General features: G+C 68.2%; 18 protein-coding genes. 13 read left to right on the plus strand and 5 right to left on the minus strand.

The window, feature by feature from the left end; translation table 11 throughout:
• Positions 1–113: 113 nt before the first annotated feature.
• Genes F3087_RS10855 through F3087_RS10875 form a run of 5 tightly spaced genes read left to right on the plus strand, consistent with a single transcriptional unit; the run spans position 114 to position 5,830 of the window.
• Positions 114–602, plus strand: coding sequence for a flavin reductase family protein (locus F3087_RS10855; protein ID WP_191093888.1), 489 nt, complete (start codon positions 114–116; stop codon positions 600–602).
• Positions 599–1,873, plus strand: a complete 1,275-nt coding sequence (locus F3087_RS10860; protein WP_223884985.1) for an acyl-CoA dehydrogenase family protein — start codon at positions 599–601, stop codon at positions 1,871–1,873. Before F3087_RS10855 ends, F3087_RS10860 begins: the two co-directional genes overlap by 4 nt.
• A complete protein-coding gene (locus F3087_RS10865) occupies positions 1,870–3,258 on the plus strand; it encodes an aldehyde dehydrogenase family protein (RefSeq protein WP_150401692.1) in 1,389 nt (462 codons plus the stop codon). Before F3087_RS10860 ends, F3087_RS10865 begins: the two co-directional genes overlap by 4 nt.
• Entirely contained in the window at positions 3,255–4,400 is a 1,146-nt protein-coding gene (locus tag F3087_RS10870) for an FAD-dependent oxidoreductase (RefSeq protein ID WP_150401693.1), read from the plus strand. Before F3087_RS10865 ends, F3087_RS10870 begins: the two co-directional genes overlap by 4 nt.
• Positions 4,397–5,830 (plus strand): aldehyde dehydrogenase family protein, encoded by a 1,434-nt coding sequence (locus F3087_RS10875; RefSeq protein WP_150401694.1) that lies wholly within the window; start codon positions 4,397–4,399, stop codon positions 5,828–5,830. Before F3087_RS10870 ends, F3087_RS10875 begins: the two co-directional genes overlap by 4 nt.
• Before the next feature lie 8 nt (positions 5,831–5,838).
• Here F3087_RS10875 and F3087_RS10880 read toward each other — a convergent pair whose 3' ends face one another.
• Positions 5,839–6,426, minus strand: coding sequence for a TetR/AcrR family transcriptional regulator (locus F3087_RS10880; RefSeq protein ID WP_150401695.1), 588 nt, complete (start codon positions 6,424–6,426; stop codon positions 5,839–5,841).
• Between the two features lie 132 nt (positions 6,427–6,558).
• On the opposite strand from F3087_RS10880, the gene F3087_RS10885 reads away from it, so the two are divergent.
• Entirely contained in the window at positions 6,559–7,347 is a 789-nt protein-coding gene (locus F3087_RS10885; RefSeq protein WP_150401696.1) for an SDR family NAD(P)-dependent oxidoreductase, read from the plus strand.
• 8 nt (positions 7,348–7,355) lie between these two features.
• On the opposite strand, the gene F3087_RS10890 is transcribed toward F3087_RS10885, so the two are convergent.
• From F3087_RS10890 to F3087_RS45895, 4 genes are read right to left on the minus strand one after another with little or no spacing between them, the layout of a single operon-like run.
• The gene (locus tag F3087_RS10890; protein ID WP_150401697.1) at positions 7,356–7,940 is read right to left on the minus strand and encodes a neocarzinostatin apoprotein domain-containing protein; all 585 of its coding nucleotides are present in this window, start codon (positions 7,938–7,940) and stop codon (positions 7,356–7,358) included.
• Positions 7,941–7,946: 6 nt separating this feature from the next.
• Positions 7,947–8,366 carry a neocarzinostatin apoprotein domain-containing protein gene (locus F3087_RS10895; RefSeq protein ID WP_150401698.1) on the minus strand — a complete coding sequence of 140 codons (420 nt, stop codon included), beginning with the start codon at positions 8,364–8,366 and terminating at the stop codon, positions 7,947–7,949.
• An 18-nt stretch (positions 8,367–8,384) separates the two neighbouring features.
• Positions 8,385–8,975, minus strand: a complete 591-nt coding sequence (locus F3087_RS45890) for a GPS-CTERM domain-containing protein (RefSeq protein WP_191093889.1) — start codon at positions 8,973–8,975, stop codon at positions 8,385–8,387.
• On the minus strand, positions 8,972–10,030 hold the full coding sequence (locus F3087_RS45895) for a hypothetical protein (RefSeq protein ID WP_191093890.1): 1,059 nt from the start codon (positions 10,028–10,030) through the stop codon (positions 8,972–8,974). Before F3087_RS45895 ends, F3087_RS45890 begins: the two co-directional genes overlap by 4 nt.
• A gap of 387 nt (positions 10,031–10,417) precedes the next feature.
• Between F3087_RS45895 and F3087_RS10905 the strand changes: the two genes are divergently transcribed.
• The 7 genes from F3087_RS10905 to F3087_RS10935 are packed head-to-tail and all read left to right on the plus strand — an operon-like array spanning position 10,418 to position 17,323.
• The gene (locus tag F3087_RS10905; protein WP_150401699.1) at positions 10,418–12,031 is read left to right on the plus strand and encodes a nitrilase-related carbon-nitrogen hydrolase; all 1,614 of its coding nucleotides are present in this window, start codon (positions 10,418–10,420) and stop codon (positions 12,029–12,031) included.
• A gap of 20 nt (positions 12,032–12,051) precedes the next feature.
• The gene (locus F3087_RS10910; protein ID WP_150401700.1) at positions 12,052–12,861 is read left to right on the plus strand and encodes an oxidoreductase; all 810 of its coding nucleotides are present in this window, start codon (positions 12,052–12,054) and stop codon (positions 12,859–12,861) included.
• Positions 12,858–13,823, plus strand: a complete 966-nt coding sequence (locus tag F3087_RS10915; RefSeq protein ID WP_191093891.1) for an alpha/beta hydrolase family protein — start codon at positions 12,858–12,860, stop codon at positions 13,821–13,823. The genes F3087_RS10910 and F3087_RS10915 overlap by 4 nt, the downstream gene beginning before the upstream one ends.
• Positions 13,817–14,938 carry an aromatic ring-hydroxylating dioxygenase subunit alpha gene (locus F3087_RS10920; RefSeq protein ID WP_150401702.1) on the plus strand — a complete coding sequence of 374 codons (1,122 nt, stop codon included), beginning with the start codon at positions 13,817–13,819 and terminating at the stop codon, positions 14,936–14,938. Before F3087_RS10915 ends, F3087_RS10920 begins: the two co-directional genes overlap by 7 nt.
• Positions 14,935–15,624, plus strand: coding sequence for a hypothetical protein (locus tag F3087_RS10925; protein ID WP_150401703.1), 690 nt, complete (start codon positions 14,935–14,937; stop codon positions 15,622–15,624). Before F3087_RS10920 ends, F3087_RS10925 begins: the two co-directional genes overlap by 4 nt.
• A complete protein-coding gene (locus F3087_RS10930; protein ID WP_150401704.1) occupies positions 15,621–16,538 on the plus strand; it encodes a hypothetical protein in 918 nt (305 codons plus the stop codon). Before F3087_RS10925 ends, F3087_RS10930 begins: the two co-directional genes overlap by 4 nt.
• Positions 16,535–17,323: an SDR family oxidoreductase gene (locus tag F3087_RS10935; protein WP_150401705.1), complete on the plus strand. Its 789-nt coding sequence runs from the start codon at positions 16,535–16,537 to the stop codon at positions 17,321–17,323. Before F3087_RS10930 ends, F3087_RS10935 begins: the two co-directional genes overlap by 4 nt.
• Positions 17,324–17,332: the final 9 nt, after the last annotated feature.

Here is a 17,332-nt window from a genome sequence, read left to right on the forward strand (position 1 = left end):
GGTGGATTTCCCCAGGGGAAACACCATCGCCATCCGCGTTCCGCTTGCGTCACGCCGTCGCCGGACGTTACGGTGTGCGTAACAGTGTTTCCACTATCGAAACGGATGTCACGGTGGAATCCAACTATCTCCGCGCAGTATTGGCGCAGTGGGCCAGCGGGGTCGTGGTCGTCACCACGGTCCGGGCGGACGGTGGCAGGCACGGCATGACCGCCAGTTCGTTCACCGGTGTGGCGCTGGATCCGCCGCTGATCTCGGTCTGCCTGGTTTCCACGAGCACGACATGCCGGATGATCCGTGGGAGTGGCGTTTTCGCGGCGAACGTGCTCGGGCACGATCAGCAGAACATCGGCCGGCGATTCGCGTCCCCCGTCTGGAACGCGGCGACCGATCGCTTCGCCGCAGGACAGTGGGACACCGCGAGCACCGGCGCCGCCGTCCTGACCGACGCCGTCGCCTGGCTCGACTGCGTGCTCACCGCCTGTCACCCCGCCGGAGATCACACCATCATCGTCGGCGCGGTGCAGGATGCCGCCACCCCGCGGCCCATAGCGCCGCTGATCTACCACGACCGCACGTACCACGAGGGGATAGTCCGATGATCGGTGAACGACTCGTCGAGGACATGACCGACGCCGAACGCGAACGCGCCCAACGGGTCGACGCGATACTGCCCGCGCTGCGCGCGGCTGCCGAGGAAGCCGACCGGCTCGGCGCCTTTCCCCCCGGCCATGTCGAACTGCTCCGCGACGCCGGCCTGCTCGGGCTGGTGGTGCCCGAGAAATTCGGCGGGCTGGGCGGCACGCTCCGGGATCTGGCCGCAGCCACCTTCGCCATGGGCACCGCCTGCCCGTCCACCGCGCTGGCGTTCTTCTTCCACAACACCAGCGCCTCGCGCGGGCTGCTTCCGCTGGAGGCGATCGACGCCGGACTGTTCGCCGACGCCGAGATTCCGGTCGTGCGCGCCTTCGCCGAGAAGGTGCTCACCCGGATGGCCGAGGGGCGCTGGCTGGCGAACTTCGCCTCCGAAGCGGTCAAGACCGCCGCCGCGAACATCACCATCGCCACCACCGCGCGCAAGGTCGACGGCGGCTGGGTCTTGCAGGGCGAGAAGTCATTCGGCTGCGCGACCGGCGTCGCCGACTTCTATCTCACGTCGGCCAAACTCGAGGGATATGACACCGCGGAAGGGCTCGCGACCTTCTTCGTCCCCCGGGACGCGCCCGGCGTCGCGGTCCGCGCCCCCTGGGACGGGCTCGGGATGCGCGCCACCGCCAACAACGGCATCCGGCTCGACCAGGTGTTCATCCCGGAAGACGAAGCGTTGGCAGTACCGGGCGCGTTCACCAAGATGCTCACCATGAGCAGAGGCAGTTTCGTCGGCAACCAGCTCGCCATCGCGGCGGTCTACACCGGCTGCGCACAGCATGTCTACGACGAAACACTGGCCGTGACCACCGCGAAGACCTTCGCCGACACGGGCGACCCGATCGCCTCCTCGCCGGTACACCAGGTGCTCATCGGCGAGATGACCAAACAGTTGCAGACCGCCTACCTGTGGTTGCGGTATCAGCTGACGATCGAGACCACCGAACCACCGATCAAACCCAAACCCGAGGTGTTCGCCCAATGGCGCTTGGGCAAGGGCGCGGTCACCGAGGCCTGCTTCCAAGTAGCGCTCGGCGCGTTCAAGGCCGGCGGGACCTCCGCCGCGGCCATGAGCGGGGTGGCGGGGCGTGCGCTGCGTGATCTGGCGATGGGCCTGGTGATGACCTTCCCCGCCGAGCGGGGCATGCTCGAAGTGGCCCGCATCGTCACCGACGCCAAGGCGAACGAATTGTTCGCCACCGCACCGGCGAGCGCGGACCGATGAGCGCCGAACTGCCCGCGGTCACCGATCTGATCGATGACGCATGGGGCACGCCGCAGATCGATCTCGGTGTCGCACTACAGGATCCGGCTACCGGTCGGCCCGTCGCCCGCGCCGTCGCCACGGACGCTGATCGCGTCGAGCGTGCGCTCGCGGTCGCCGACGCCGCCACCGGCCGGATCGACGCGAACACGCTCGACGCGATCGCCGCCGATCTGGACGCACGCTTGCCCTGGATCGCCGAACTCGACGCCCGCGCGACCGGTGTACCGATCACTCAAACGGCTCCGCTCGCCGCGATCGTGTCCGGCTCGTTCCGGCTCGCGGCCGAACAACTGCGCACCGGAGCCCTGCGCGATGACCAAGACGGCGTCGAAGTGCATCGGCTGCCGCTCGGCCCGGCTCTGTGCCTGGTTCCGTGGAACGCGCCCGCACCCATGGCCGCGCACAAAGTGGCCAACGCGCTCGCCGCGGGCTGCCCGGTGATCCTGAAAGTCAGCGAACTCGCGCCCTACAGCTCGGTGGTGCTGGCCGAGGCGATCGCCGAGCACGTGCCCGCGGGCATGTTCCAGCTGGTGCAGGGCGGTGCGCAGGTCGGCGCGCAATTGGTCGCCTCGCCCGTGATCAAAGCCGTCTCGTTTACCGGCGGTCTCGCCGGCGGGCGTTCGGTCGCGACCGCGTCGGCCGGGCTGTTGCGTCCGTGTCAGCTCGAACTCGGCGGGAACAATCCGCTGGTGGTCTTGCCCGACGCCGATTTCGATATCGCCACTCGAATCGCCGCCGAGCTGCTGACCACGTTGAACGGTCAATGGTGCCGCGCGCTGGGCAGATTGATCCTGCCCGCCGAACGCGCGGGCGATCTGGTAGAAGGGATCGGAAAGCGACTCGCGGCCTTGCGGATCGGGGCGCCGATGGATCCGCTGACCGAGTTCGGGCCGCTGCTGCACGCCAATCACGTACGGACCGTTCAAGCCTCGTTCGAGGGTCGCGCCGCCCGCACCTTCGGCGACTTGCCGATGGTCGGAAACTATCTCGCCCCAACACTTCTGGACGGCGACCTGACCGAGGAGGTCTTCGGCCCGGTAGCCGGCGTCGTCACCTATCGCGACCTCGAGGAAGCGGTGACAATAGCCAACGCCGTCCCTTACGGATTGGAGGGCTACGTCTGCGGCGCCGACGAACAACAAGCGCTCAGCGTCGCGCGTCGAATCCGGGCCGGCGAAGTGAAAGTGAACGGTTCGTCGATCATGAGCCTGCACCTGATGACCCCGCGGCCGGCCTGGGGATTGTCCGGACTCGGCGAGGAGGGCACCGCGGAGACACTGCGCTTCTTCACCGGCGCCCGCGTGGTCGGCGTCGAAGGCCGCTTTGCCTTGCACACGTCATGACCACCCCGGCGATTGTCGTGGTCGGCGCCGGGCCGGTCGGACTCACCGCCGCGCTGACTCTGGACCGACGCGGAATTCCGGTCACCGTGCTCGAGCAAGGCGACGAGCTCGCGACCGAATCGCGGGCCTCCACCTTCCATCCGCCGACCCTGGCGATGCTGCGCGACCTGGGCGTCCTGGACGCGTTGCTGCACAAGGGAATCGTCGCGTCGACCTTCCAATACCGCGAGCGTGGCGGCGGGGAGATCGCCACCCTCGATCTCGCCGTGCTGGCCGAGGACACCCCGTTTCCGTTCCGGGTGCAGTGCGAGCAGAGCAAGCTCACCCCGATCCTGCTCGATGCCCTCGGTAGCGCCGACGTGCGTTTCGGTTGCCGGGTGGACGGATTGCGCGGCACCGGCGATTCGGTGGTGCTGAGCACCGACCGGGGCCCGATTCGCACGGACTGGGTGATCGGCGCGGACGGTGCGCATTCCGCGGTCCGGCACGGACTGGGCGTCGACTTCGGCGGCAGCACGTATCCGGAGCGGTTCCTGGTGGCCTCGGTCGAGGAGGATCTGAAGCGTGTGCTGCCCGGCATCGCGCCGATCAACTACATCTTCGACCCGGACGAATGGCTGGTGCTGCTGCGCACCCCACAGCATTGGCGGGTCCTGTTGCCGACCCCGTCCGACACCGACGACGAGTACGAATTGCGCAGGCTGCCACTGCGATTGGACGCGGTCGCCGACTTGGGTAGGCCCTGGAAGATCGCTCACGCCTCGCTGTATCGGGTGCATCAGCGAGTCGCCGGGCGATTCCGGCACGGCCGGGTCTTGCTGGCGGGCGACGCGGCGCATCTCAACAATCCACTCGGCGGAATGGGGATGAACAGCGGCATCCACGACGCCGTCCAGTTCGCGTCCGCGCTTGCCGATGTCATCGGCGGCGCTCCGGAAGAGCGGCTCGATGAGGTTGCGGCACATCGCCATACCGTCGCTGTCGAACACGTGCAACGGACCAGCCATGACAACTGGAATCAGCTGCGCGGGCGCGACGGCGGCCATCGTGAGCAGTTGCGAGCGTTGGCCGCCGATCCGATCGCTGCCCGTGCTTACCTGCGTCGCGCCTGCCTGCTCGACTCACTCGAGCCGCGGACATGAGAATCGAGCGGGAGAATCCCGCCCACCCGCGCGAGATCGTCGGCGCGGTGATCCCGACGCCGCCAGAAGCAGTCGATGCTGTAGTCCGGAATGCGCACAACACTTTTCACGAGTGGTCGCGCCGGCCGGTCGCGATCCGGCTCGCCGCGCTCGGCCGCGCGGCGGACGCGCTCGATGCCCGCAAGAACGAGCTGGCCGCGCTGCTCGCGCGCGAATCCGGTAAGCCGGTCTCGGACTGCCGCGGTGAAATCGGTTTTGCCGCACTCTATCTGCGCTGGGTTCGCGATCACGCGACCGATGTCCTGTCGCTTCGCGACACGGACAACCCGCAGGGTCGAATCACGCTGGCCCGGAAACCCTTCGGCGTGGTCGCGGCGATCACGCCGTGGAACGCGCCCGTCATTCTCTCGATGCTCAAGCTCGGGCCCGCGCTCGCCGCCGGGAACGCGGTGATCCTGAAACCGTCGCCGCTTGCGCCGCTCACCGTGTCCGTGGCGGCCGAATTCCTGCCCGCGACAACGGTTGTGCACGGCGGACCGGATACCGTGCGGGCGCTGGTCACCCACCCGCTGGTGCGCAAGGTCGCCTTCACCGGCGGCGAGCAGGCCGGACGTGCGATCGCGGCGGCCGCGGGCGGTGCGCTCACGCCGATGCTGCTCGAACTCGGGGGCAACGACCCCGCCATCTTTTTGGACGACTTCGCGTTGACGCCAAGCGATTTCGAGCGACTCGTCCTGGCTTCCTTCGCCACGGCGGGCCAGGTGTGCATGGCGGCCAAACGCCTGTACGTCCCCGAGTCCAGGCTGACCGAGTTCGTCGAGTCGTATATCGCAGCCGCGCAACGCATCCTGATCGTCGGCGAGCCGACCGACGAACGCACCACCATGGGCCCGGTGATCACCCGCACGGCCGCCGAACGCCTCACCGGCCTCGTCACCGATGCCACGAACCGCGGCGCACGGATCGTCCCGCTCGCCTCGGCACCGTCCGGCGACGGATACTTCCTCGACCCGGTACTCGCACTCGACGCACCCGACGACGCCGACCTCGTCCGCCTGGAACAGTTCGGCCCCGCCGTCCCGATCCTCACCTACCGCGCCGAGACCGAAGCCCTCACTCGCGCAAACAATTCCGAGCTCGGCCTGGCCGCATCGGTCTGGTCCGCCGACGAAGAGCGCGCCGTCACTGTCGCCACCCGCCTCGAAGCCGGCTTCACCTTCATCAACACCCACAACCGCACCGGCATGTCCCTGCACGCCCCCTTCGGCGGCACCAAGAACAGCGGTTTCGGCCGCGAATACGCCGAAGAAGGCCTGCTCGAATACGTCCAGACCACCGTCACCCACGCCCCCGGCCCCTTCCGCGCAGGCGGTGCCGGCCTACCCGCCGGTGCCTATCCGCATGCAGCCCAGACCAACTCGGCACCATGAAACGGCGGTCAGGTTCCCAGAGCGCGCGTCACGGTCGAGACCAGCAGGTCGGCCCGCGCTGCTGCGGGGTCAGCGTTCGTCCCGGCGAGCGCCGGCGAGTCCGCGGGCAGCTGATCGATCGCGTGCAGCACCGACAGCAGCAGCTGCCTGCACCAGGCCGGGTCCTCGGCGGTGATCGCCCCGGCCTCCCGGAGCCGGTCGAACAGCAGGTCGATGCCGTCGCCGACTTCCCCGCTCAACAGCGGTCGGTGGTTGTCGGAGGCCACTTCGACGGCGAAGCGGTGGCTGACCTTCAGCTCGAATACGAGTTCCGCGAGGCGGTGTAGCGCGACCAGCGGCGGCGCCGTAGCTATCCGCGCCTGCGCCATCGCTTGCAGGTAGCGGTCGTTGATGTGCACAACCAGTGCGTTGTGCAGCGCCTTACGGGAGGAGAACCGCCGGTGCACGGTGGCGCGGGCCAGTCCGGCCGCATCGGCGATGCGCTCGAGCGAGGCGTTCGGGTCGACGGCGAGCACGGTCTGCGCGGCCTCCAGGATGCGGGCCGTACTGCGCTCGGCGTCCGCCCGGCCCCGCTTGGGTGTGCCTGCTTGGTTCACCGCGCCTCCCTTGTCTGTGCAACCCTAACTTCCGTGCAATATGAGACTAAAACTCCTCAATTATTGACTTAACTGCGACATCTATGTATCACTTTATAGCAGCAGTGACAGTTGAACGAACGGAGTAAAGACATGGATCTCGAGCTCGCCGGCAAGCGCGTCCTCGTCACCGGCGCGAGCAAGGGCATCGGCCTCGCGACCGTCAGAGCCTTTCTGGCCGAAGGCGCGTCGGTCGTCGCCGTGGCCCGGCGCTCCACCCCCGATCTGGAGGCAACGGGCGCGACCTTCATCGCGGCCGACCTCGCCACCTCCGACGGTCCGAAACGGGCAGTCGACACCGCGCTGGCCGCGGACCCGCACCTGGACATCCTGGTCAACAACGCCGGCGGCGGCGGCATGCCCGATGACGCCTTCGCCGACTCCCTCGACGGCGACGACGCCACCTGGCTGACCTCGTTCGAACTGAACCTCGGTGCAGCCGTGCGTACTACGCGAGCCGCACTCCCCGCACTCACCGAGGCACGGGGCGTGGTGGTCAACGTCAGCAGCAACACCGCCCGCCAGCCCACCGGCGTTCCCCTGCACTATGCCGCCGCCAAGGCGGCCCTGAACTCCTTCTCGAAAGGACTGGCCGAGAAACTGGCCCCAACGGGTGTACGGGTCAACGCCGTCACCCCGGCCAGCACCCGCACCGACATCACGATGAGCGCGGACGGCTACCTCGCCCGGGTGGCCGCGCACCTCGGCCTGGAACACGCGGCGCTACTCGCGGCAACGCCGCAACAGAGCGGCATGGTGACCGGCTCGCTGATCGAACCGGCCGAGATCGCCCGCGCGATCCTGCTGCTGGCGTCACCGGTGATGCCGAGCGCAGTCGGCGTGAACTGGCCGGTGGACGGCGGCGCACTCAAGGCCGCCTGACCGCCCTTTCAGTTGTTCCGGCCGCGGCGCCGGGCCGCGAAAAAGACGGCGGCCGCGATGATCACCACGGCGCCGACTCCGACTCCGACCACCACGGCGGTATTGCCATCCGAGTCATCGGTGCCCGCCGCATTGTTCAGTGCCGCAGTAGGTTTCGGGGTTTCCGCGGCCGGTCCGAAGGTCAGTGGGACCGAGGCGATGATCTCGGTGGCGTTGGTCAGGCTGGTGACGCTGATCGTGCACGCGCCGGGTGCGGCGGTGCAGTCGGTGCCACCGACGTCGGCTACCAAGGCGATCGACCGCTTCTCCCCGGTGGGTTGCCACTTGCCTTGCGCGTCGGCGGTTCCGAGCATCGAACCCGGCAGGTTGCAGTCACCCGGGCTGGTGATCTGTGGTTTGCATTGGCCGACCGCCACGGCGGGCATGTTCGCGGGCAGACCGTCGAGGGTCACCGTGATCGTCTGTCCCGCAGCGAGTCCGGTGGATTGGCTCACCTGTAGTGCGGGGACGGCCAGTGCTGCGGGGGTTCCGGCGAGCACGGCGATCGTGGTGAATGCAGCCAGGGCCGCGGTGTGAATTCCGATGAGTTTCATGGCTTCCTACCCGAATGTCAGTGGAGTGGCGAGCAGGATGTTCGTGGGATCGTTCAGGCTGGTGACCGCGATGATGCACGCACCGGCCGAGGCCGCGCAGTCGACGCCGCCGATCGAACCGACCAGGGTGATCGCGCCGCTTCCGCCGTTGGGCTGCCAGCGGCCCTGCTCATCGGCCTTGCCGAGCAAGGAGCCCGCGAGGTTGCAGTCCGCCGGACCGGCGACCTGCGCCTTGCACTGCCCCACCGCTACCGAACCGAGGCCTGCGCCCAATCCGTCGACTGTCGCCGAGATCGTCTGTCCCGCAGACACTCCTGTCGTTTGGCTGAGCTGCAGAGCGGGGGTCGCCGCGGCGAGTCCGGCACCGAACAGAGTGGCGACCGATAGGCCGGCGAGGATCCCGAGCCGGGTACCGATGAGCTGCATATTTCCTCCTGATGGATTTCACAGTCGCCGCCGATCGGCGAGCGCGGAGCCGGCGACGAGCACAAGCAGGCCCGCGGTGACCGTCCACAGCACCGTGGACGGCCCCTCGGTGTCGGCCTCGGATTGCACCGCCGCGGTCGAGACCGGCGCCGTAGTCGTCGGTAGCCGCGAGCCCGCGAAAACCACTGATACCGCTGCGGAATTGGCGGTGATGGTCGCGGGTGGTTCGGTGCCGGGCAAGGGTGCGGCGGCGATCACGCACTGCTGCTCGGTGCAGTCGATGTCGTGGAATCGGTGGTGCGCGGTCAGGGTCAGCGGGCCGAAGGTTCCGTCGCCGCCGATGTTGACGAAGGTCGCGCCGCCGTCCAGGTCGCAGTCTTTCAGTCCGTTGCTGAAGCCCTGTTTACACATGCCTACCGCGACGGCGGCGAGTCCGGCCCGAAACCCACTGCCCTGCACTGTTATTTGCTGGCCGTCGGTCAGATCGGCGGTCGTGCTGACCACTATTTCGGCTGGTCCGTCGGCCGTGGCGGTCGGCGGCGACATCAGCAGGTGTCCGCCGAGAATTCCGACTACGGCCGCACAGGTCACACCGGCACGCATTCTCATGGCAGGTTGCTTTCCGCCGTCGCGTGCATCCGCTGTCGCGCACTGTGCCGGACCGACGACCACACCACGATGAGCACGCAGAGCGCCGAAACGGTCAGCGCGGATCCGGGTCCGATGAGCCGACCGAGCAGATCGACGACGCCCAGCGCGGCCATACCCGAGAGCACCGCGACCGCGGCGGTGACGCCCGCGACGGCAGTTCGATCGGTGCGCGCGAAGCGCAGGCATACACCTTCGTCCAGTGCCGTCACCGCACGGGCACCTGCCGAAAGAGCAAGCGCGAGGCCGATAGTCAGTGTCACTGGTCCCGGCGCGGTCGCGACGAGCACCATTCCGCCCGCCGCCAGGATCAGCAGCACCGGCACGGCGTCCGGTCGACGCCCAGGCAGGACGATCGCGACGACCGCGGGCGCGGCGGCGACCGACAACCACAGGCATTGCTCGGGGCCGAATTCGTTCCACCGGAACAACAACAGGTGCAGTGCGGGCAGCGTGACGCCGCCGATCGCGATTCCGGCCGCGAGATATCCGGGTAAAGCCGCGCCGGCACCGATGGCCGCGCGGCGTCCCGGCGGGAGCACTCCGGCACCGCGGCGCGCGAGCAGCCCGGTTATCAGGCCCAGCGCAGAGGTGAGCGCACCAGCGATGATCAGCGCGCCGCCGGGGTTCGCGTAATAGCGTCCGGCCAGCCATGCGGCGACGGCCACCCCCACCATGGCCGCCGCGTGCACGCACACCGGACCCCGGCGCCCGAGGTCGAATGCGAGCGCCCGGCCCGCGGCCAGCAACGGCCCGGCTGCCGCGCCGGCCAGCAGCACCGCGACCGTGAACACCACGGCGCTGTCGGCCACCCCCGCCACGAGCACCGCGAATCCCGCGAGAACCGCACCCGCACCTGCCATTCCGGCCGACAACCGCAACCGCCACAGCCAGCAGGCCGCGACCAGCACACCGAGCACGGCGGCGGTGAGTACGACATAGCCGACCACCGCGCCGGGCACACCGATCACGCCGCCCAACGGCTTTCCGAGCAGGACCAGCTGTCCACCGGCCACCGGCCCGGCCGCGATCGCGCAGAGCGCGGCTCCCGCGCTCGCCGGCTTGCCGTTTCGAGTCCCGTTGACATGGTGAACGATTCGCTCCGAAGGAGTCCGTGACCGGCGACCGCTGTCGGTGTTTCCCAGGGATGCGCGATTCCTCGTCATCCTCAACCTCCACTCGCGTTCCACTGAGGGAAACGCAGTTTCACGATTGCCATATTGAACCCGCGGCGCCGACCAGTGTCAAGACACGTGAAAGAGGCAACGTTTCCGGGAATTACGGCCACGTGAAATGTCGGACCACCCCTGGACAGATCCTTCGCCGGGGTACAGAATCGAGATCACGATGGAAACATCGTTTCGTTCTACGAAACACAGCTTCGAGTGGGAGGGTCCTGGTTCATGACCCGAGTCGCGGCCGCACAGCTCGCCGCCGGAACCGACGTCGCGGTCAACCTCGACGCCTGCCTCCGGATGATCGATGAGGCCGCAGGCGCGGCGGCGGAACTGGTTGTCCTGCCCGAATTCTGTAACCATCTATCTTGGTACGCGGACCGCGCACACGCGCACCGAACGGCCTGCACAGTCGGCGATCCGTTCCTCACCGCGATCGCCCGGCGCGCCCGACGGCACCGGCTCTACGTGAAGATCGGGGTCACGCTGGCCCGCGCCGGCGGCCGCACCACCGGCACCGGCCTGCTGTTCGGACCCGACGGCGATCTGCTCGGCGAATCCGACAAACAGATCCTGATGGGTGCGGAGAACGACTATCTCGACGCAGGCCGAAGCGAATCACCGGTCATCGCAACACCACTGGGCCGCATCGGCATGTACGCCTGTATGGAGGGCGTGATCAACGAGGTCACCAGGTCGCTGGCGCTGCGCGGCGCGCAGCTGCTGCTCAACAGCCTCAACTCGTTCGCCATCGACGAAGCGAGCCTGCACATTCCGGTACGCGCCGCCGAGAACAGGGTGTGGGTGGTCGCCGCGAACAAGGTGGGTCCGCTCCTGCCTGCCGAGCAGCTCCCCGCGATCGCCGCCCGGCTCGGCGTGCCGCCGGATCGGCTGCACGGCGCCGGCGAAAGCCAGATCGTCGGCCCGGACGGCATTCCGGTCGCCATCGCACCGGTCAGCGGCGAGGCGATCGTGGTCGCCGATATCGAGGTCGCGTCGGCCGACGACAAACGCCGCCGCGACGGCACCGACATCCTGGCCGCACGCAGGCCGGAGCTCTACGCCCCGTTGTCCGGTGCGTCGCGTGAACGCCGCGCGCCTGGCGGCGCTCCGATGTTGTCGACCGCCGTATCGGTCGCCGACACCGCAGTGCTGGCCGGCCTCGCCGCCGACGGCGTCGACCTCATCGTGCTGCCGGAGCTCGCGACCCTGCCCATTCCGGAAGTCGTTCGCGCCCTGCATGACACGACGGCGCACGCGGTGCTCAGCGTGCGGGACGACGATGCGCATCGCGGTGTGCTGGTCAGCGCGGACGGGGTGGTCGGCTACCAGTCGCAACTGCACCCGACCGAACGCTATCCATGGCTGGCGGACCTGGGCGGTGACCTGACCGTCTTCGAGTTGCCTTGGGGCCGAATGGCCATCGTCGTCGGGGACGACGCACTGTTTCCGGAATCCTTCCGCCTGGCCGCGATTCAGGACGCGGACGTCGTCGCAGTCCCCTGCTCGCCCACCGAACCGTGGGAACTGCGGCTCGGACTGACGGAGCGTGCGGCGGAAAACCGGCTCAATGTGGTGGCTGCGGGCACCGCCGAATCCGGCGGACTCGTCGGCGCGATCTACGCGCTCAGCCCGGATTTCACCCTGTGGACCGCGTGGAGCGGACCGTTCACCGGCGTGATCAGCCATCCGATCGTGACCGGCGTGCCACCCGGCTCGACGAGCGTACGTGGCGTCGTGCGCCCCGCCGAAGCGGTGAATCGCCACGTGTCCAAAGGCACCGACCTGGTGGCCGACCGGCCGTCGTGGCCGCTGGACGCATTGACGAAAGAAGCTCAGTGACAACACAACCCGGAGCGACGATGAGTGAAACCGTGCAGCATGTCGAGCAGATGGTCGACGCGACCGCCAGGACAGATGTCACCGAAACCTTCCAGGAATGGCGAGAGCTGCTGAGCGGGTTGCAATCCCGGATCGCCGAGCGTTTCGAACTCACCCGGGACCCGTCCACCGCGGACCTGGACAGCTACGGCGACCCGGTGACCGGACCGTCGGGCAGCCTGGCCGCCTACACCGGGCCCGACATCGATTGGCTCGTGCAGTCCTGGATCGGCGACCCCGCAACCGGTTTCGTCAACCTGCACCTCACCGCCTGGCTCGGACCGCGGATCAGCGTCCCGCATCTCGGCATCGCGTTGCTGCTGTGGCCGCAGGGCTGGTTCTACGTCGACGCGATCCCGCGCGGCGACCTGGTCGGCGACGGAGCCTACTTCGACCGCTACTACGCCGAGAACGATCCGCCGTGGTTGGCGTTCAAGGAAGACCATCCCGATTTCACCTGGTTCACCAGCCGCACCGGGTTCATCCGGGCGAGCCTGTCCCCCACCGCGTACTGCTATTCGTTCCCGGCGAACCGCGACAATCGAGAGACCGTTGCCGAGCTGCTCACGGCCCGGGTCGAGCAGTGGCTCGGCTGGGTCGATGCCGCCGAACCCGTCCCGGCCGAGCAGCGGGCGGCACTCGCCGATCGAGATCTGGCGATCCGGCGCAACATCGCCGAACGCGATCCGGCGAATGTCATGGGCGAGCGGATGTTCGGGCCCGACGTGACCCGGCGTTTGGTGCGTGCCCTGTGGGGCGGCGACCGGGTCCTGCCGAGGCCGGTCGCATGAGTATCGTTCGTTCGCTCTGGTGGTCGGCGCGGACGGCGGGCGACGCCCCCTTCGACACCGCGCACCTGAAGGTCTACTACCCCGCGATCACCACGGGATCCGACACCGAACGGCTGTCCGGGGTCTTCGCGCCCGATCCGGCGGCCGTACCGTATCCGGTGGTGCTGTTCCTCTCCGGCGTCAACGTCGGCCAGGATTCCTATCGCCGGTTCGCCACCGCGATCGCCGAAACCGGTTTCGTGGTGGTTACTTTCGATCGAGTCGCCGAATTGTTCGGCGGGCAGCGCGGATTGACCGTCGGTGTCGACCTCGACGCGGCCAGGCCCGAGGCCTACGGCACCCGCCCGACCTGTCCGACCATCGGCGCGATCCTGGCAGCCGTCGCCGAGTTGAACGAACAGGGTCCGCTGGCCGGTGCGCTCGATCTGAACCGCGTCGCGCTGGGCGGGCACTCCGCGGGCGGCACCGTCGTGCTCCAGTCCGCGCGTTTCTTCCCCTCGGTCCGTGCGGTGTTCGCCTGGGGCGCGCACACGATGGTGGCGACCATGCTCGGCTGGCCCGCAGGCACCGTGCTGCCCGCTCAGGTCGACTGCCCGGTGCTGCTCGGGGTCGGCACCAACGACGGCGTGATCAAGGGCAGTGCCGACCGGTACGGCGAAGACGGTTCGCACCGCCCTGATCCGGTGGCCAGGACGTTCGACGAGGCCTTGCCACCGGGCGATCACCTGTTCGCGGTCGTCCCGGAGGCCAACCATTTCGGCATCGCCGACGTCGACCCGACGGCGGCGCGGGCCTTCCTCGACGGCCCGGACGACGCGGACGCGCTCGCGCCGTTCGCTCGGCTGAGCTCAGTGTTCCTGCGTACCCACCTCGGTGGTTCGGCGGCGGCCCGCGCCGAACTCGCCGAATTCACCGACGCGGGTGTGCTGCGACCCCAACGATCGGAGCACGAACAATGCTGAAAAACTTCTGGTACGCACTGGAATTCGCCGACCGCGTCGGTCGAACCCCGAAAAAGGTGACCTGCCTCGGCCAAGACTTCGTGCTGTATCGCACCACGGCGGGCACCGCGGTGTGCCTGTCGGATCTGTGCGTGCATCGCGGTGGCGCGCTGTCGATGGGCACCCTCACCGGGGACTGCATCGCCTGCCCGTACCACGGCTGGCAGTACGACGCCGACGGCGCCTGTGTGCGGATACCGGCGAACTCCGAGGACCGGCTCATCCCGAAGAAGGCCAGGGTCGACGCCTACCCCACCCAGGAGCGTTACGGCATGGTCTGGGCGTTCCTCGGCGACCTGCCCGAACCACAGCGCCCACCGATACCGGACATCCCGGTGCACGACGATCCGGCGTTCCGGATGGTGCAGTTCGAGATGGAGGTCGAGGCCAACTACGAACGGACCTTCGAGAACGTGGTCGACGCCTCGCACACACCCTTCGTACACGGCACGCGGTTCGGCAATCCGGACAAGCCCGAGATCCCGAATTTCACTATCCGCAAGGATGATTGGTCCGCCGAGGCGGACATCCAGCTCAGTCCGCCACCGCCGAGCGGACTGTGGGGACTGCTGTTCCGGAACAAGCCCCGGCCCGAATTCGTGACGGTCACCAACGGCTGGTACCTGCCCAACGTGGTCAAGCTGCATATCCGGCTGCCCATCGGCGACCTGCTGCTCTACGACTTCAACATCCCGCTCGCGCAGAACCGCACCCTGGTCAAGATCCTCGGCTACCGCAACTTCTTCACCGGCCGCTGGGCCGACGCCGACACCCGCAGGAGAATCAAAGACATTCTGCTGCAAGACAAGCCGGTGGTCGAATCGCAGCGACCGGAGTTGCTCCCGTTCGACCTCGCCGACGAGCTGCACGTGCGCAGCGACGCACTCCAGATCGCCTACCGGCGCAGGCGAACCCAGCTGATCAAAGACGGCTGGTGGCTGGGCGACGACGACATCATCACCGGCGACGCACCACGCCGCACGGCCACCGTGATCGCCTCACCGGCGCGCCGCGACAACCCCGAACTCGATCAAGCCTGGGTGCACAAGGCCCGCAACGGAGGACTGCCGCAATGAGCCTGCCCACCGAGCTCAGCGAACGCACCCTTGCGCAGCTGAGCACAGCCCTGGAACTTGTTCCGGCCGAAGATGTCTCGTTGACCAGCCCCATGTCGCCGGAGCCGGTGGGCAGGCTGCGGGTGTTGCGCGGCGATCCGATCGACAAGCTGGTCACCGTCGATCTGGTGGTCCCCGTGATCGGCTTGGACAGCCATATGATCTTCGCCTTCACGGCGGCCGATTCCGCGGTCCCGCATTTCACGCTGGACTCGGTGCGGTCGGCGGAATACCACGCTATGCATCTCGATCTCATCCCGCGCGCCGATCTCGCGGTGCACCTCGACTATCTCGATGCCGCGTTTCTGCCACTCACCCCGCTGCTGGAGGCGGCTTGGCAGCTCGACGGGGTGTCTGCGGCGGCCGTCGGTCCGCGGCAGCGGGCGATGATGTCGCCGTGGATGGTCGTCTGCCGCGCTACCGAGCCCGCCTTCCGCGCCCTCGGCGCCACGGTCGACGACTATCTCCAGCACTGGCTCACCCTGGTGGACAAGGGAGTTCCCGCAGTCGACAGCGATGTTGCCGCCCGCGACCGCGCGAACCGGGCGAATCTGTTCAGCCCGGCGGTAGATCCGGTGTGGGCGCAGGTGGCCCGACTCCTCGGCGACGAACAAGCCGAGCGGGTGCGGACGGAGCTGCTCCGATGACCGCCGCCGAAGCGCCGAGCCAATGGCAGCAGCGTATTGCCGGCGAATGGGTCGGCAGGCCATCACTTTTCGCCGCGGACGGCGGCTGGCGTGGTTTCGAGGACATCCGCCGTTCGTCGGTATTCGCCGACGGGACAACGACGTACTACATGGACGGCGGCCTCACCGGCGGCGGGGAGTTCGCCGGACGCTTCGCGCTCGGGGCGCCGTTCGCCTTCGGAGTGGTCGACTCCGACGACGACCGGCTCTACACCGGCCCCGACTTCTACGGCGCGGGCAGGCCTTACGGCGGATTCGTCGACGCCCACTATTACGGTCCCGGCTGGCAGGTGGGTTTGAACACCTGGAATCAGACTCTCGGCGATACTCAGGTGTATTCCTCGGTGCTGTACCAAGGTCCGGCCGTTGTCGGTGTGTTCAACGGCGTCTACACCCGCGACCCCGCTCTGGCCGGCGAACTCGTCGAGCACGAAACTCGCTGCGGCGCCACACCGTTCGTCCTGCCCACCAAGGACGACTGCTGCTTTACCGGTGACTGCGAGCTCTGGGGCGTCGATCAGCGGCACCGCGGCACCGTGCACATCAGCCTCGAGATCACTCCGCTGAGCCTGCTGACCGCCGAGCATCGCGTGACCTGGAGCGGGGCGCTCGACCGCACCTACGAAGCCACTGTGCGCCGCGACGGCGTCCGCTCCTTCCACGAGGGCCCCGGCGCCTGGGGCAACGCGACCGCTTACGGCCGCGCCAACTACCCGGTAGTGCACCTGCCCGACGGCGGCAAGATCAACGGGCGAGAATTCATGGTGGACGCCGCACCCGGGATGGGTGCGGGCGCCGAGCTCGCCGTCGTCTATGAACTGTTCGAGCACAACAGCCTCAGCGCCGTGCTGCACGGCGTGCTGGTCCGCCGATGAGCCGGCCGCAGCCCACCAGCACCGTCGTCGTGACCGGCGGCACGCGTGGCATCGGACTCGGCATCACCCGCGCGCTACTCGGCCGCGGTCATCGAGTCGCCTTGTGCGGCACCGATATCGAGCGAATGGATCGGCTGCGAGACGAACTGCCCGATACCGCGCTGCTGATGTCCGCCGACGTCACCGATCGCGCTGAGCTGCAAGCGCTCTGGGATGCGGCCACGGCCCGATTCGGTCCGATCGATGTGTGGATCAACAATGCCGGCGTCTCCCATATCCGCGCCCCGGTCTGGGAACTATCCGCCGACGAGGCACGAAAAGTAGTCGCCACCAACCTGATCGGCGTGATCAACGGCTGCGCCGTCGCCATCGCGGGCATGGTGGGCACGGGCGGTGGACATGTCTGGAATATGGAGGGCCTCGGCAGCGACGGCCGAGCGGTTCCCGGGCTGTCGGTCTACGGCGCGAGCAAGCGCGCACTCACCTATCTGACCAAGGCACTGGTCAAAGAAGTTCCGCCGGGCGTCTCGGTCGGTCTGCTCAGTCCGGGCATGGTCGTCACCGATCTGCTGACCCACGGCTACACCGATCCGGTGGAGTCGGCAAAGGCGCGCAAGATCTTCAACATTCTCGCCGACCGGGTCGACACCGTCGCACCGTGGCTGGCCGAACGCGCGGTCGCCCCCGCCCGCAACGGGGCACACATCCGCTGGCTGACCACACCGAAGGTGATCGGCCGTTTCGCCAGCGCACCGCTGCGGCGGCGCGACCTGTTCACCGAATGACCGGTGCGG

The organism is Nocardia colli, from assembly GCF_008704205.1.
Lineage (GTDB): Bacteria > Actinomycetota > Actinomycetes > Mycobacteriales > Mycobacteriaceae > Nocardia > Nocardia colli.

Coding starts and splice junctions, on each gene's coding strand:
- F3087_RS10860 (WP_223884985.1), top strand. CDS start 599: ATGATCGGTGAACGACTCGTCGAGGACATGACCGACGCCGAACGCGAA.
- F3087_RS10865 (WP_150401692.1), top strand. CDS start 1,870: ATGAGCGCCGAACTGCCCGCGGTCACCGATCTGATCGATGACGCATGG.
- F3087_RS10870 (WP_150401693.1), top strand. CDS start 3,255: ATGACCACCCCGGCGATTGTCGTGGTCGGCGCCGGGCCGGTCGGACTC.
- F3087_RS10875 (WP_150401694.1), top strand. CDS start 4,397: ATGAGAATCGAGCGGGAGAATCCCGCCCACCCGCGCGAGATCGTCGGC.
- F3087_RS10885 (WP_150401696.1), top strand. CDS start 6,559: ATGGATCTCGAGCTCGCCGGCAAGCGCGTCCTCGTCACCGGCGCGAGC.
- F3087_RS10890 (WP_150401697.1), bottom strand. CDS start 7,940: ATGAAACTCATCGGAATTCACACCGCGGCCCTGGCTGCATTCACCACG.
- F3087_RS10895 (WP_150401698.1), bottom strand. CDS start 8,366: ATGCAGCTCATCGGTACCCGGCTCGGGATCCTCGCCGGCCTATCGGTC.
- F3087_RS45890 (WP_191093889.1), bottom strand. CDS start 8,975: ATGAGAATGCGTGCCGGTGTGACCTGTGCGGCCGTAGTCGGAATTCTC.
- F3087_RS10905 (WP_150401699.1), top strand. CDS start 10,418: ATGACCCGAGTCGCGGCCGCACAGCTCGCCGCCGGAACCGACGTCGCG.
- F3087_RS10910 (WP_150401700.1), top strand. CDS start 12,052: ATGAGTGAAACCGTGCAGCATGTCGAGCAGATGGTCGACGCGACCGCC.
- F3087_RS10915 (WP_191093891.1), top strand. CDS start 12,858: ATGAGTATCGTTCGTTCGCTCTGGTGGTCGGCGCGGACGGCGGGCGAC.
- F3087_RS10920 (WP_150401702.1), top strand. CDS start 13,817: ATGCTGAAAAACTTCTGGTACGCACTGGAATTCGCCGACCGCGTCGGT.
- F3087_RS10925 (WP_150401703.1), top strand. CDS start 14,935: ATGAGCCTGCCCACCGAGCTCAGCGAACGCACCCTTGCGCAGCTGAGC.
- F3087_RS10930 (WP_150401704.1), top strand. CDS start 15,621: ATGACCGCCGCCGAAGCGCCGAGCCAATGGCAGCAGCGTATTGCCGGC.
- F3087_RS10935 (WP_150401705.1), top strand. CDS start 16,535: ATGAGCCGGCCGCAGCCCACCAGCACCGTCGTCGTGACCGGCGGCACG.